Source organism: Microcoleus sp. D3_18_C2, from assembly GCF_036702395.1.
Taxonomy (GTDB): Bacteria; Cyanobacteriota; Cyanobacteriia; order Cyanobacteriales; family Microcoleaceae; genus Microcoleus.
The window spans coordinates 1-15,003 of record NZ_JAUBTG010000087.1 but is presented as its reverse complement, the minus strand read 5'-3'; the positions used below and the strand labels follow the sequence as shown (position 1 = coordinate 15,003).

At 46.3% G+C, this 15,003-nt stretch carries 14 protein-coding genes; 4 read left to right on the top strand and 10 right to left on the bottom strand.

Translation table 11 applies throughout. The annotated features are described in order from the left end of the window. Positions 1-68: 68 nt before the first annotated feature. Together glmU and QUA88_RS27865 are read right to left on the bottom strand one after the other, a co-directional pair. Positions 69-1,448: a bifunctional UDP-N-acetylglucosamine diphosphorylase/glucosamine-1-phosphate N-acetyltransferase GlmU gene (gene glmU, locus QUA88_RS27870; protein WP_333056885.1), complete on the bottom strand. Its 1,380-nt coding sequence runs from the start codon at positions 1,446-1,448 to the stop codon at positions 69-71. A 53-nt stretch (positions 1,449-1,501) separates the two neighbouring features. Beyond that, positions 1,502-1,825, bottom strand: coding sequence for a hypothetical protein (locus QUA88_RS27865; RefSeq protein WP_333056886.1), 324 nt, complete (start codon positions 1,823-1,825; stop codon positions 1,502-1,504). 81 nt (positions 1,826-1,906) lie between these two features. Between QUA88_RS27865 and QUA88_RS27860 the strand changes: the two genes are divergently transcribed. Next, entirely contained in the window at positions 1,907-2,875 is a 969-nt protein-coding gene (locus QUA88_RS27860; protein ID WP_333056887.1) for a hypothetical protein, read from the top strand. Between the two features lie 26 nt (positions 2,876-2,901). After that, positions 2,902-3,726 carry a sulfurtransferase gene (locus QUA88_RS27855; protein WP_333056888.1) on the top strand — a complete coding sequence of 275 codons (825 nt, stop codon included), beginning with the start codon at positions 2,902-2,904 and terminating at the stop codon, positions 3,724-3,726. Between the two features lie 346 nt (positions 3,727-4,072). Here QUA88_RS27855 and QUA88_RS27850 read toward each other — a convergent pair whose 3' ends face one another. From QUA88_RS27850 to rfaE2, 8 genes are all read right to left on the bottom strand, one after another. Next, a complete protein-coding gene (locus QUA88_RS27850; protein WP_333056890.1) occupies positions 4,073-5,545 on the bottom strand; it encodes an MBOAT family protein in 1,473 nt (490 codons plus the stop codon). Positions 5,546-6,059: 514 nt separating this feature from the next. Continuing rightward, a complete protein-coding gene (locus QUA88_RS27845) occupies positions 6,060-6,194 on the bottom strand; it encodes a hypothetical protein (protein WP_333211702.1) in 135 nt (44 codons plus the stop codon). A gap of 204 nt (positions 6,195-6,398) precedes the next feature. Next, positions 6,399-7,958, bottom strand: a complete 1,560-nt coding sequence (locus QUA88_RS27840) for an ATP-binding protein (protein ID WP_333274966.1) — start codon at positions 7,956-7,958, stop codon at positions 6,399-6,401. Next, entirely contained in the window at positions 7,955-8,974 is a 1,020-nt protein-coding gene (locus tag QUA88_RS27835; protein ID WP_333056893.1) for an ATP-binding SpoIIE family protein phosphatase, read from the bottom strand. Before QUA88_RS27835 ends, QUA88_RS27840 begins: the two co-directional genes overlap by 4 nt. 518 nt (positions 8,975-9,492) lie before the next feature. Further along, positions 9,493-9,891 (bottom strand): anti-sigma regulatory factor, encoded by a 399-nt coding sequence (locus QUA88_RS27830; protein WP_333056894.1) that lies wholly within the window; start codon positions 9,889-9,891, stop codon positions 9,493-9,495. A 239-nt stretch (positions 9,892-10,130) separates the two neighbouring features. Continuing rightward, complete coding sequence (locus QUA88_RS27825; protein WP_333211706.1) at positions 10,131-10,535, bottom strand: STAS domain-containing protein; 405 nt, start codon at positions 10,533-10,535, stop codon at positions 10,131-10,133. A 55-nt stretch (positions 10,536-10,590) separates the two neighbouring features. Beyond that, positions 10,591-11,460: an STAS domain-containing protein gene (locus tag QUA88_RS27820; protein ID WP_333211709.1), complete on the bottom strand. Its 870-nt coding sequence runs from the start codon at positions 11,458-11,460 to the stop codon at positions 10,591-10,593. Between the two features lie 141 nt (positions 11,461-11,601). Continuing rightward, a complete protein-coding gene (rfaE2, locus tag QUA88_RS27815) occupies positions 11,602-12,096 on the bottom strand; it encodes a D-glycero-beta-D-manno-heptose 1-phosphate adenylyltransferase (protein WP_333056897.1) in 495 nt (164 codons plus the stop codon). 797 nt (positions 12,097-12,893) lie between these two features. On the opposite strand from rfaE2, the gene hpsJ-B reads away from it, so the two are divergent. Continuing rightward, positions 12,894-13,724 carry a hormogonium polysaccharide biosynthesis protein HpsJ gene (hpsJ-B, locus tag QUA88_RS27810; protein ID WP_333211711.1) on the top strand — a complete coding sequence of 277 codons (831 nt, stop codon included), beginning with the start codon at positions 12,894-12,896 and terminating at the stop codon, positions 13,722-13,724. A gap of 86 nt (positions 13,725-13,810) precedes the next feature. Beyond that, a complete protein-coding gene (locus QUA88_RS27805; protein WP_333211713.1) occupies positions 13,811-14,728 on the top strand; it encodes a glycosyltransferase family 2 protein in 918 nt (305 codons plus the stop codon). Positions 14,729-15,003: the final 275 nt, after the last annotated feature.

Genomic DNA, 15,003 nt, shown 5'->3' with positions numbered 1-15,003 from the left:
GTCCCGCCCGTCATGAGTGGACGGGCGGGACGCCCATCCCACTTTCAAGAGTGGAAGTTATTTAATTCTCATTCCTTCAACTTCCAACCTGGTTTGACAACTTGCCGGGAACGAGCCATTACTAAACAATCATTCGGCACATCTTCTGTCACCACAGAACCCGCCGCTACAGTAACATCTTCCCCCAAAGTTATCGGTGCAACCAGCACGCTGTTAGAACCCGTTTTACTCCGATCGCCTATTTGAGTTTTGTGCTTGTTTTTTCCGTCATAATTCGCCGTAATTGTCCCCGCACCGATGTTGACTTTTTCTCCCAAAGTCGCGTCGCCTAAATAAGACAAGTGAGCGACATTAGTTCGATCGCCTATTTGAGTATTTTTCAATTCTACAAAATTGCCGACGCGACAGTTAGCCCCAATTTCTGCGTGTCCCCGCAAATGTGCGTAAGGGCCAATTCGCGAATTTTCAGCAACCATACTGTCAGAAACCACTGAATAAAGCACAGTCACATTTTCCCCAATCTGACTGTTTTCGATCAAACTGCCGGGGCCGATGCGACTCCCGGAGGCGATCGAAGTATTTCCCCGCAAGTGAGTTTGCGGTTCAATTACGACATCCGGCTGCAACTCTACGGTATCGTCGATCGTGATGCTGTTGGGATCGAGCAGCGTCACTCCCGCCGTCATCCACTTGTCCTTTATCCGCGTTTGCAAAATATCGCAAGCTGTGGCTAAATGTTTGCGATCGTTAATTCCCAATATTTCTTGATAATCTTCCACATCCACCGCCATCACCGGGCTGAGGAAATTTACCGTATCAGTTAGGTAATATTCTTTTTGGTCATTATCTGCCTTCAATTCTGGCAAAATTTTCTCTAAATCCGGCCAGTGAAAGCAGTAAACACCTGCATTAATTCGGTGATTTTGCTTTTGAGCTTGTGTGCAGTCGCGGTGTTCGACAATTTGCTGGACTAAGTTTTGACTGTCGGTAAATACTCGTCCGTACCCTTGGGGATTCGGTAAATTAGCTGTCAATAAAGTAGCAGAGTTTTTGTGCTGTTTGTGAATGGCCATCAATTGTTTGATAGTTTCTGCCCTCAGCAAAGGTACATCCCCATTTAAGACCAGCAAGTCTCCTTGAAATCCCTCTAAGTGAGGCAGCAATTGTTGGATGGCATGACCGGTTCCCAATTGTTCGGTTTGTTCGACAAATTCTAGGGGAGGAGATTGAGGATTTTTTCCTGATCTTTCTTGACCTCGAATCAGGGATTCTTTAACGAGTTCACCTCGATAACCGACGATGACAAGTCGCCTGGTAATTTGAATTTCTTGACAACTTTGGAGGACTCTCTCAACTAGCGATCGACCGCCTAATTCGTGTAGAACTTTAGGCAAGTCAGATTTCATGCGCGTGCCGCGTCCAGCCGCTAAAATTGCTATTGCTACCATTGTGCGATCGAGTTATTTGCTATAAAAAATTGAATATTGACTAAATGATGATATCACTCGCTGTCCGCCGATGGCACTGCGATCGCACAATTTTTTAATCTCAAATCTCGAATCCGCGCGATCGAGCATTTTTCCAGCCGGATGCTGGTTGTAGGGGCGACGCTGGCAATATCTGGACTGGCGCGCCCGGTATCAAAAACCTGGTTGCAGCAGCAGTATTTGGCGGCTGAGCAAGACGACTTGCATTCCTCACTACAAACCTGAGTTCGGCTTAAAGCCAAGCAATGCAAGTCATTCCCCAAGGGATGCCAGGGGGAGCGAGAGTGAGAATTTGCATCTTTGGGCTGGGATTTGCCGCGATATATTATACTATTCATTGAATTTCAGTTAGGGTGTTTTTAACTTAAAAAAACTATTTATGAATTTTTCATTCCTTCTGCATTATCAGGTGTCCAGCTATGACAGAGCTTAATTTTCAGGAACTTGCCAAGCAGGGAGATATTGCCACTGCGATCGCATCTTGGCTCAACAGCCAGTTGCAATCTGAAGGCATCACAGCCTCCGCTAATCTCGACGGCGACTGTTTGGATGTAATTCTTGAGGCCGAGCAGGTACCCATAGAAAATACATTAGTTGATTTTGTTCGCACCGAGCTGACGAATTTGCAGCCGGATTCGATTCGCAAAGTGAAGGTTGAGGGCCGAGAAAGCGGTCAGATTGCTGCTGCTTGGAGTCAAGAGTTTAGTTGGGAGAATAGCACTTTTGAACCACAGAGCTTTGGAGGAGAATCTGTACCAAATACTGCTGTGGTTAATATGGACGATCGCACAGAGATGGAGAACAATATTGAGGAGGAAAAACCGTCGGAACTTGCTGCATTTGAGAACCGACTGCGATCGACTTTCATTGTAGTCGGGCTAGTAACGGGTATGTTGGCGATCGCCGTGGTGGCGTTTGTCGGTAAAATTTTGAACCAGCCAGCAGCAACTGCGGGGAATAATCCGGGTGAAACAGCAGATTTAGCAACTGCACCGGATGCTGCACCAGATACTTTTCGAGAAGCCGTTAACAGCGCACTCAAAGCAGCAGAATTAGGGCGATCGGCAAAAACCAAGGAAGATTGGAGTACAGTTATCGATCGTTGGCAAGAAGCCGTCTCATTAATGAGAAGAGTACCAGTTTCTAGCCCCAACCATCAACTAGCTCAAGCAAAAGTAATCGAGTATCAGAAATATCTGCTTTACGCTCAAGAAGCAGCAGTAACTCCCCCTCAGCCAACTCCAACTCCCGCACCAGCCGAAAAATCACCTTCGGAAAAAGCAACTCCTAAAAAATCCAATTCTGAAAAAAGAGCTTCGGAGAAACAAACTTCTAAAAAATCTCGTACCGATAAAGCAGAACCAGAGAAAAAAGCTCCTTCCCGATAAATGTTAAAATATAGATTTGAATACTTATGACTGACAACACTTTAATCGTTTCTCCTGAATGGTTAGCCACCAATACCGACAATCCGCAAGTGGTAATCATTGACTGTCGTTTTTCCCTTGCCGACCCTGAATTGGGACAAAAACAATATCAAGAAAGTCACATTCCCGGAGCTTTCTATTTAGATTTAAACCGCGATCTCGCGAGTGCTGTGGGCAAACACGGCGGTAGACATCCGCTGCCAAACATTGAAGAATTAGCTGATAAATTGAGCGCGATCGGCATTAATTCACCAGAAACTTTAGTCGTCGCCTATGACGATTCGCGACTGGCTTTTGCAGCTCGCTTGTGGTGGCTGCTGCGATATATGGGACACAGCAAAGTCGCTTTGTTAGACGGCGGTTTCAGCGGCTGGAAAGCGGCGGGCTATCCGGTAACAAATATTTTGCCAGACGCCCGCGAGGGTAAATTTGTTGCTCAATTGCAGCCGGATTTGGCGGTAGATATTGAGGCGGTAAAAGCGCGTAAAGACTTGCCGGGAAAGATTTTGGTTGATTCGCGAGAAAGCGAGAGATATGAAGGTTTGCGGGAGCCGATCGACCCCATTGCAGGTCACATTCCGGGTGCGGTTAACTATCCGTGGCAAGGGGTGACGGATGAAACTGGAAAAGTGCGATCGGCATCCGAACAAAAACAGCGGTGGACAGAATTAGAAAAAGCTGAAGAAATTATTGTTTATTGCGGTTCCGGGGTGACGGCTTGCGTCAATTTACTGTCTTTAGAAATTGCCGGAATTCCCGATGCTAAACTTTATGTAGGTAGCTGGAGTGACTGGTGTTCTTATCAGTTGTAGGGTAGCGGGCATTGATGTCAACTTAACGTTAAACCCTCAGTCCGGCAGCGGTTGAAACAAGAGCCTCAAAGCGAAATTCCTCGCGATGAGGACTAATGAGTTCTTCAGTCCTCTTTGAGAGGACTTTAGCTATGAGACAGGGAATTCATTCCCTGGCGGACTATTGGGTGAGCGGGAGGACTGGCGAACAAAAAGCTTAAGTTGACACTAATAGGTAGCGGGGAATCACTTCGACTGACATCTTGCACCATTCTCAAGAACAGGCTTTCCGGCCTGTTCCACAAGAAAATCTACTCTTTGTGGAACAGACCGGAAAGCCTGTTCAGAAGGCGACTTAAATAATACCCTAAAAATCAAAATAAATATAAGGCAAACCGCCTTCGGGAGCCAACACCCAAACCGCATACAAACAAAGCGGCACTAACACCAATTTCATCGGCCAATTTAACTCTAATTTCAAACCCCGACTCAACGCATAATTCCCCAGCATCGCCACAGCCAAAGCAGCCAAAATCCAAGCTAAACTCACTCTATCTAAACCCAAAGCTTCTACATAAACTTTCTCAGCAAACTGCACGTCAGCAGTGTGTCCCCACAAATGCGAAATCGCCCATCCAGAATCCTTTAAATCGGGAAGTCGGAAAAATATCCAACTACCAAAAACCATCGCCTGAGTCAACAGCCAACCGATCGCAATCCCGATCGGATTTTCCCACAAAAACTCGATCCGCCACCGCTTAAACAGCACATCACTCAGCCTGTGAACCGCCAAAGCTAAACCGTGTAAAACCCCCCACACAATAAATCCCCAAGCCGCCCCGTGCCAAATTCCCGCAATTAACATGACAATAGACAAATTCAGACAAGTGCGCCACAAACCGACTCGCGAACCGCCCAAAGGAAAATACAAATAATTGCGTAGCCAATCGCCTAAAGTCATGTGCCAGCGTCGCCAAAAATCAGCTATGCTGGCACTAAAATAAGGAAAATCAAAATTTGGTGGCAAATACCAACCCAGCAGCAAAGCAGTACCGCGCGCCATGTCAACATAGCCACTAAAATCGAGATAAAGTTGCAGCCCGTAAGCCAAAATCGCCAGCCACAAATCCTCGCTACCCGCCCGCTGTAAATTGGTAAAGCTTAAATCGACATAAATTCCCAAGTTATCTGCGAAAAGACCTTTTTTTACTGCACCAAAGGCGATCGTCCAAAGTCCCTCAGAAATGCGATCGGGCGTTGGAAATTGTTGGGTTTTCAGTTGATATATCAAGTTGTGATACCGAGTAATCGGGCCGGAAATCAGTTTGGGAAAAAACAACTTGTAAGCAGCAAAGTGCAGCAGCGAAGTAGCAGCAGGCGCGCCTCGGTACACGTCAATCAAATAAGCAATGCACTCAAAGCAAAAGAAACTCAATCCCAGGGGTGCGATGACGTGACTTTTCACCCAGTCAGCCCCGTCGATAGCTACAGGCCAATTGAACAAAGTGCCGATCGAACTCAATAAAAAAGGCACATACTTAAAGCCCAGAAGCAGCAACACATTCAGGCAGATGCCTATCCACAGCAGCAACAAACGGCGGCGGTTCCAAGATTCATTAGCAATCCGCCAATCCAGAGGTTCCCCAATCGCCATCCCCAAGCAGTAATTAAACAAAGCAGCGACTAACAGCAAAGGAATGTACCAAATTTGCAGCGAAGCGTAAAAAATCAAACTACCCGCCAACATGATGAACAGTCGCCACCACTGCAGCGGAACCAACCAGTAAGCCCCGAACAAAACTAACAGAAACAGCGCATATTGAAGCGAGATGAAAGTCATACCATTTTAGATTTTAGATTTTAGATTTTAGAATTGGGAATGGCTTATTTTGTATGGGTTTGGATTCCGGGTCTACTGTTGCATTATTTTTATTAATCGAGACTTTGCTAAGAACAAGATTTATCCTGGATTTTAGCCGATCGCCCACACGAAAACAGGCCATCGGTAAGTCCCTACTATATAGTCGGCAACTGAGAACTGCTACATTTTACAGCACAAAGGTTAAATTCTGTTGCAAATTAAATAAATCTTGCCTGCTATAAATTAACTCTCTGAGGAATGAGAATTAAATAACTTCCACAAGTTTGTGGGATGGGCGTCCCGCCCGTCCGTTTTGGACGGGCGTCCCGCCCATCCCACAATAACAATTAAAATTGTAAGTTATTTAATTCGCGATCCTTACGAACCATATAAAATTCGGTGAAAAAATATAATTAGGTTTGCAGCATCGGACTTCAGTGCTCAAAAGCTACAATTCCTGATATCGTTTCCCTTCGCATCGGAATAATATTTTTTATCGTGAAATCCTAGCATCCCGCACAGCAAAAAAGTGATGTAACCCAAAATGTTTGGAATTCATCACGATAGCAGGTATTTGACAAGTAGTTCGATCGCCTTTCAACTCTTCCAAAACGTCAAATTCAGTCAATCGATTTTAGATTTTAGATTTTAGATTTTAGAATTGAAGCATTGACTTGCGCGAGATAAATACGTTCGGCCAGTTTCATCGGATACAGGTTTTTTATTTTTCCACGGATGAATCACGTGGCGGGTATCCTGGATGCTTTCAGTGAGTATCATAATGTCGATAAAAATTGCTTGCGGTTGCTCAAAGAGCAGCCGAACCCAACCTTCAGCGCCGTCGGCGACCTATATCGCAGTACAATGAATTTCTCCCAGCAAGTTTTTCAGCAAATACCGAAAAACTATCTTCATCCTCCTCAATCAAAACTTTGGCTGCTGAATCCGCCGCTGGCGATCGCCCGCAACCCCGCAAGCTACGAGAATTTGCGTTTGCCAGCGGTATTTCATCTCCCTTAGCAGGGGACATTTCCAAAGGGTTTTCTTCCTCCCCAGGATACAGAATTGGCAGTGTGACCAAAAAAGTCGAACCCACTCCGGGTGAACTTGTGATTTTAATGCTTCCCCCCAAAAATTCCGCCAGTTTTTTGCATAGAGACAATCCCAATCCCGTGCCTTTGACGCCCTTCTGCAAGGGGTTTTCGAGTTGGACAAATTCTTCAAAAATCCGCCTTTGATCGGCTGGGGCAATGCCGATGCCCGTATCTGCTACTGAAAAAGTAACTGTTCCCTCCTCTCCCATTTCCGCAGCAACTCGAACTTCACCTGCTTCGGTAAATTTGAGGGCATTAGAAATCAGATTTCGCAAAATCTGAGAAACTTTTCCCTCGTCGGTTGTGAGGATTGGAAGTTCGAGAGGATCTTCAAAAATTATAGAAACGGCAGAGTTTTGGGGAAGCAGGGGGCGCATCATTCCTCGCAGGGCGCTGAACAAATCTTCGACTTCAAAATCAGCCAAGCGAACAGTTAGTTTTCCGGCTTCCACTTTGGCTAAATCTAACGAGTCGTTGACAAGTTCTGCGAGAGACTCGGCGGATTTGTAAATGTAATTTACTTGCTTGTCCTGTTCGGCTGAAAGTTCTCCGTCGAGGCGATTTAACAATATTTCCGAAAGGCTCATAATTGCCGTTAGGGGAGTGCGAAACTCGTGGCTCATATTGGAGAGAAAGCTGGTTTTGAGTTCGCTGGCGCGCCGGAGAGATTCGGCTTTGTCGTTCAATTCAGCGTAAAGTGCTAGGACTCCGCGATTGGTATCTTCTAGCTGTTGATTTAATTGTACGAGTTCTTCTTGACGCTGGCGGAGTTCGTCTAAAGTACGTAGTAATTCTTGATTTTGCTGCTGAATTTCGGCATAGGGATCTTCGGGAATTTGGCGCGCTAGTTTGTCAACTAATTGATTTAGTTCGATCGCACTCAGCGCAGGCATATTTTTGGAAAACTGTTTAATTAATTGTACAGCCGTTCCGCGATCGGGCCGAGAGTCGATTTTCACTTCGTCCATCAACCGTTTCGCTGCTGCTAAACCGAGTCCCGCGCCGGTTTGCGATCGAAAATTGGGGCTTAACACAGCCGCTAAATCAGCAATTCCCGGCCCCGTGTCAGAAATCCGAGTCCGAAAAACTTGGGGCGATTCCCCTTCCACAATGAATTCTACTTTGCCACCGCCTGCATATTTGAAAGCATTGCGGGCAATTTCGGAAACTGCTGTGGCGATGCGGGTTTGTACTTGGGAATCGAATCCCAGCCCTTTAGCAATTTGGCGAGCTCTTTGGCGTACTTGTACGATGTCTTGTTCAAAGCGGACTTCCGTCGTCAGGATTGGATAACTCACGCTGCTTCTCTTACCTTGGCTACTATAACTGTCATGTCATCGCGAGTGCGTTTGAAGTCCCGGTAGAGCACGGCTGCGATTAAAGCAGGATGTCTGGAGGCTAAACCCGGGTAGCGGTTTAAATTCCACTGCGCCGCCAAACCGTCGGAGTGCATGATGAGTAGGGACTGCTGCGACCAAGGATAAACAAATTCTGCTACTTTTCGCATCATATGTCCAACTGTGCCATTGTAGGAAACCATGGTGCGGCTTTGGTTATCTGTGACCACTACACCGCTGATGTTGCCAATTCCGGCAAAACAAACTGTTTGTTGGGTACGATCGATTTGGGCGATCGCCGCAGCCGCTCCTCTGGTATTTTTTAAAGCAGCGTGCGCCTTCTCTAAAATTGCTTTCGGCCCGAGTTTGGCGTTTTCCTCAAATACCCGCACTGCTTCGCCAGACGCTTCCTGGGCCAAATCCCCGTAGCCGAGCCCGTCTGCAACTAAAATCAGGTTTTTCTCACCGTGATTTTCTGCCGCCCACGAATCCCCGCAAATTTGCTCTCCTACTTTCGGCAAGTGGATTACCCCAAATTCCAAGTAATTGCTGTTTTGGGATGCTTCCCGGCTATTTTGGGTCGGTTCCAGCCGCATTAATAAGGCTGTCCCCAGTTTTGGTACAGAATGAATATCAAAAAAAGTAGAGAGGCGTTTAATTGCCCCCAGTCCAGTTCCAGGGCTTCCCGCTGTAGAAAAACCGTCCCGCAGACACAGCGCGACATTTGCCATTCCCTGCCCCCGGTCTAGCGCTACTATTTCAATGCTATATCCTGCGGCTGTTTTTAATGTTCGCAGCAAAATTTCTCCTTCGCGGGCGTGCTTGACCACGTTTTTTGCTGCTTCGGTGGTAACAATTGCCACTTTACCGCGATCGGTCTCGTTAAATCCGACTTCGGCCGCGAGGGCGACTGCGATTCGGCGCGCTTCTCCCACTTGACTTTCTTCTGTTACGGGCAGGGCTACGGCATCTATCATTATTTTGTAGTTCTCATCTTAAGCTGGCGCGCATTTAAAAAGTCATTAGTCATTAGTCATTAGTCATTAGTTCTTAGTTTAGTTAGCCATCGCGCGATCGACCTCAGAAACCGGGTTTCTACTGAGATTTCTCGTTACCCAACCCAAAACTCATAGAAACCCGGTTTCTCATTAGTCATTTGTAGCGCGCGATCGACCTCAGAAACCGGGTTTCTACTGAGATTTCTCGTTACCCAACCCAAAACTCATAGAAACCCGGTTTCTCATTAGTCATTTGTAGCGCGCGCGACTCCACTCTCTCCCAATCTCCCACTCTCCTTACTCCTCACCGCCAGCGGACGATCGCAATTTTAGTCCCCTTACCCACTATCGATTTTAGATTTTAGATTTTAGATTTTAGATTTTAGAATTGAAGCATTAACTTGCGCGAGATTCATCCGGGGGCTTGTATCCTGGATACTTTCGGTCATTCCCAATGGTTTAATCAAAAATCTCAACTCTCAAATCCTATTACTGGTTCACCGCCAGCGGACGATCGCAATTTTAGTCCCCTTACCCACTTTAGAAACAATCTCAAATTCGTGCATCAACCGCTTGGAACCACTGAGCCCCAAACCCAAACCCTGATTAGAAGTATAACCGTCAGTCATTGCCAATTCGATGTCGGGAATTCCCGGCCCCTTGTCTTCAAATATCAGCTTCAGTCCTTTGCGGGTTCCTAATTGCAGCGTTTCGAGAGTTACAGTTCCCCCTTTGCCGTACTCTACAGTATTGCGGGCAAGTTCGCTGGCTGCGGTAACGATTTTCGTTTGGTCTAGTAAACCGAATCCCATTGCTACAGCCCAAGTTCGCACTTGCTGTCGGACGTGGACTATATCGGATGACGATCGGATTTCTAGTGTCTCACGTTTTGACATAGCGGCTACTGTACCAAAATAGAACTTCTCCACAAAATATAGGACTTACGCTGGTCAACTTAGTTTCTCCTAATAGGACTTACGCACTTACTACGATTTTCTCTCAATAGAGAACCTAGTGAAGCAATCTCAAACCCTTGATTTAACCCCCTTGAGTGCGTAAGCCCTGTCCTCAGAAATCTTCTTCAGTTTGTCAACAAGGTATCTACAAACAAACTAGGTTCTTGACTGCCTGTGCCTCAGTTATGGGACAATTGATCAACTGCTCGCGCATTCTCGTGAGGATAAAAACCCAAGGATTTTCGCAACAAAATCATGCCCTTTTCAACGCTTAAAGCTGTGCGAACTCCTGTCAGGGAAAGCCCCAACTCAACGAGCGTAATAGCAACCGCTGGCTGCATTCCGACCACAACTGTTTCCGCATCTAAAATTCGAGACATACTAGCGATATTGTTGATAATACGACCGATAAAAGAATCAACTATTTCTAGAGAAGAAATTTCTATCAACACACCTTTAACACCTGTTTTGACGATGCGGTTCGTCAGGTCATCTTGCAGCGTCATTGCTAAGCGATCGTGCATATCTACTTGAATTGTTACTAGCAAAAATTCTCCCATTTGAAGAATCGGTATTCGTTCCACAAATTCACCTCTTTGTTAAGTTGTACTAGATTTCTTTTGTCAGAATGCAATATGTTTATCTGTCCTCGTTAAGATTTTTTATAGTTAAACCTTGGCGCTGCAACGCGACTTTAAAAGCATCGGCTAAAGTCGCTTTTGTGAGAATATCCTGCAAGTCAACTCCCAAGTGAACTATGGTTTGAGCTATTTGCGGGCGAATGCCACTGATGATGCACTCAGTACCCATTAAACGGGCGGCGGCTACAGTTTTTAATAAATGTTGAGCAACTAAAGTGTCAACAGTCGGCACGCCTGTAATGTCTAAAATCGCAAATTCTGAGCCAGTTTCCATGATTTCTTGCAACAGAGTTTCCATTACTATTTGAGTGCGGGCACTGTCGAGAGTCCCGATCATGGGTAAAGCGAGAATGCCTTGCCAAAGTTTGACTACGGGTGTTGACAATTCGAGCATTTCTTGCTGCTGGCGTTCGATTACTTCTTCGCGAGCTTTGAGAAAGATTTCTGTCACCCACAGGCCTAGCTGGTCTAATAAACTGGTGGAAAGCCAAAGTTGTTCGACAAGTGCGTCGCGGTTTTGTGTCAGTTCATGACAAAGCCGATCGAACAATGGCTTTTTGAAGCATAAAATGAAACTCGCTATCTCTGAGGGAGTAAAGCCTCTCTGAACACGAGATCGCGAAACTTCTGCTAGCAACACCCGCATATTTTCCCATTCGGGTGTCTGGATGTCGCTAAAATTACCGTGCCCGACTGCAATGTGGAGTAATTGCAGGAACTCTTGACACTCCGAGCGCAATTCTTTGGCTCTCATCAAGTCGTCCCGCCGCAGCCCGGTATTTTGCAGTTCTTTGAGCCAGTCTGCTAGTAACTCTGCTTTGTGTCTTTGTAGGATTTCCGCGATCGTGTTATTGCTTGTGAGTTCCATTAAAATTATCTCCTGCTTAGCAATTGGAATGAAATTGTACGAGCGATTCCCTACGGGATAGCTTCGCACGCGCGTACTTTAGCATTTTTTGATGGGGCAACTTCTGAGTTTAGCTCACTGTTTGCTGTTTGCGATCGAGGGTTAAGTACCTAATTGTAAAATGCGTTTGACGATCGCACTGGTAGAACTCGGAACTTCTATTTCGATCAAGGAAATCTTGCCACCTCCGGCGATAACCGCCGGTGCTTCCGGCAGAGTTTCGACTTGATAGTCGCCTCCTTTAACGTATATATCAGGCTTCAGGATATTTATCAGTTTAGTTGCTGTAATCTCGGAAAAAATTACTACGGCGTCTACTGGTTTGAGAGCGGCTAACACTTCGGCTCGCTGATTTTCCGGTACGATCGGGCGGGGTGGCAATCCCGGCTGCTGCGGTTTGATAGCTTGCACGCTGGCGTCGCTATTCAATCCCACCACCAGCGATCGCCCCAAATTTTTTGCCGCCTGCAAATAGCGGACGTGACCGCAGTGCAGGATATCGAAGCACCCGTTAGTAAACACGAGCGGACGCCACTTGTCCGGATCGGATGCGATCGATCTTTCAAGTTCTCTCAACGTATAAACATCAGAAATCATTGCAGTCCTTACCACCCAATTTGAACAGCGATCAAAATTATCCTACCAAAAAATGTGATTCCTTGCACTTTCGTTATTTAAAAATATATCCTTCAATTTTTCCACTAATTAATAGTTGCCTTTGAGCAAACATTAATTAGCAACTGGTAACTTTTTAGCCAGAAAAGATAACTAAAGATCACCGAGGCTCAAGCAGATTTTCAAAATATAATTTCTAGGTAAAAAACAGCTAATATTTTATAGGTAACTGCCATATCCTGCTGTTGGTAATTGGAGGTAAAAAAGGTTGGTAAACAATTATTTATTCCCGCCCTCTCTTATATCAATTACTATAAGACAAGGGATGAGAGTTCCACCGCATCGGGCAGGCGATCGGGGAGTGAGAGCCCTAGGGGGTGAAACCCAACGAAACGCGCTCCTCCTGTGTCTATAATTTCTGACACCGCCGCGCGAGCGAAAGCTAGTTAAAAGCACCGAACCCAAGCGTGCAGAGCTCATCTTTACGCTGGATTCGTCAGACTATAGAAGAAGCCAGCAGTTGCTTGCTGCCGTTTCTGGGCGCAATCTTGACCAAGCTTTACAGCCAACCCAGAAGCGCACAGCCTCCTGTGTCCAACTGTATATAGCTGTGCAGAAACTCGACCTTTGGGTCGCAACCGCAGCCTGTGAAAACCCAGAGGAAAGTCGAGTTCGGTACCCGAAGCAGCTATTTTGGTGGAAAATAGCTAAACTCGTTCAACAAAATCCACTCAACTACCCCCTTGAATCTAACGGTGTAGAATTATCTAACACGAATTATGAAAGCAAGTAATAGCCGTCAATTTTCTTCAGTAGCTGCTCGAACTCTCAAAGTAGTCGGGATTATCTTAATTCTGTCTGCTTTGCTTGACTGCATTGTTCTGTCGCTGCCGGGAGAAACTTCAGACCTTCTCAATCGAGGCTGGCAGTTGACTGCTGCAACTCAGATAGTTGACAAGGGCATTATTCCTTTGATCGGTATCGCCCTCCTGATGACTGGCTTTTGGGTGGACAGCAGCAGTGGAGTCTCTATTGAGCGACGCAACGTTTGGCTGGACTTGCGATTCTGGGCGCTGTTGATTTCCAGCTTGTTAGGTCTAGTTTACCTATCTCTGGTTCCCGTTCACCTCAACAATACTCGTTTGGAACTCAAGGATGCTCTGGCTCAAGTCGATCAAGAAGCGGGACAAGCGGAAGGTCAACTTGAGGCACAACTTAAAAGCCCTCAATTTAAAGCTCAGGTAGAACAGCTCAAAAGCCAGCGTCGCAGCCAGATAGGAGCGCTGCTGGAAGACGACGGGAAGCTGCAAGAAGCACTCAAGAGTCCAGAGGTTCCCAAGGAATTGAAAGCTGTGCTTGAGCAGTCGAAAAATGACCCGAAAGCCCTCGACAAGTTCCTGGAACAGCAAGCTCAATCACTTCCCACTCAAGCTCGCAACGAGATTCGCACCCGCAAGCAACAAAAAGAGAAAGAGTTAAGAACTCGATCGAGAAATTCGAGTTTGCAGACGGGAATCAACAGTTTGTTGTTAGCGATCGGCTACATTACTGTTGGTTGGACGGGATTGAGAAGCATGGGAATTCTGCGGTTCGGCCGCCGCAAAAATTGACCAGCGCTGGCAGGGATCGCGCTGGTCGAGACATCCCTGAGAAATAGTTTGTTTACCCAATAGTTTGCCCTTACTGAAAGCTGGGAATGTTCTCAATTTATATTCTGACTTACAACGAAGAGATTGATATCGCCGCTTGCATTGAATCGGCACTGCTTTGTGACGATATCATTGTAGTTGATTCTTTCAGCACCGATCGCACCCTTGAGATTGTTCAGAACTATGCCGTGCAAACAGTACAGCACCGCTTTGAAACTCACGGACGCCAGCGGACTTGGATGCTCCAAGAAGTCCCGTGCAAATACGAATGGGTTTACATCCTCGAAGCTGACGAGCGGATGACGCCTGCACTGTTTGCTGAATGCTTAAAGGCGATCGAAACTCAAGAATATATCGGCTATTACGTAGCTGAAAAAGTAATATTTATGGAGCGCTGGATTCGCCGCAGCACTCAATATCCCCGTTATCAAATGCGTCTCTTTCGCAAAGACCGAGTGTGGTTTACGGATTACGGTCACACTGAACGGGAAGTCTGCAACGGGCCTACTCACTTTTTGAAGGAAACTTACCCTCACTATACTTGCAGCAAAGGTCTTTCCCGCTGGATTGAAAAGCACAACCGCTACTCGACTGACGAGGCGGCTGAAACTCTCCGCCAATTAGAAGCGGGTCAAGTAAATTGGTGGGGTTTATTGTTTGGCGCGTCGGAGGTGGAAAGGCGCCGCGCTTTGAAAGATTTTTCTTTGCGCTTGCCTTTGCGGCCTGTGGTGCGCTTTTTCTATATGTATATTTTACTCGGCGGATTTCTTGACGGCCAAGCGGGATTGGCTTGGTGCACGCTGCAAGCTTTTTATGAATATCTAATTTTGCTGAAAGTTTGGGAAATGAAGCATCTACCACTGCCAGCTTTAGAGGTAGCGACAGAACAATCTCTTTCAGAAGTAGTAACAGTTGAGCAGTCAAAAGTTTCTTATAATCTTGGCGCTTCCGATACTCGAAATTAAAAATTGGTAAGAGGTACGCTCGCCTAGCGGTAGTATTTGGAACTTATACCCTCGCCGTTCCCCGCCGATCGGACTCGATGGGTAGCCTAAGTATTTAGAAGAGTTATTATATCCTTTCCCTGTGCATCGAAATTATTCATCTCTCTCTTCTCTTCCTCTGCGATCTCTGCGTACTCTGCGGTTAAATCATTCCGATGCAGTTAGAGAGTCGATGGCAGAGTGTCCCCTACCATCTCTCCTACAAAACCGTGCTTGCGACTTTCACCGCACACGGC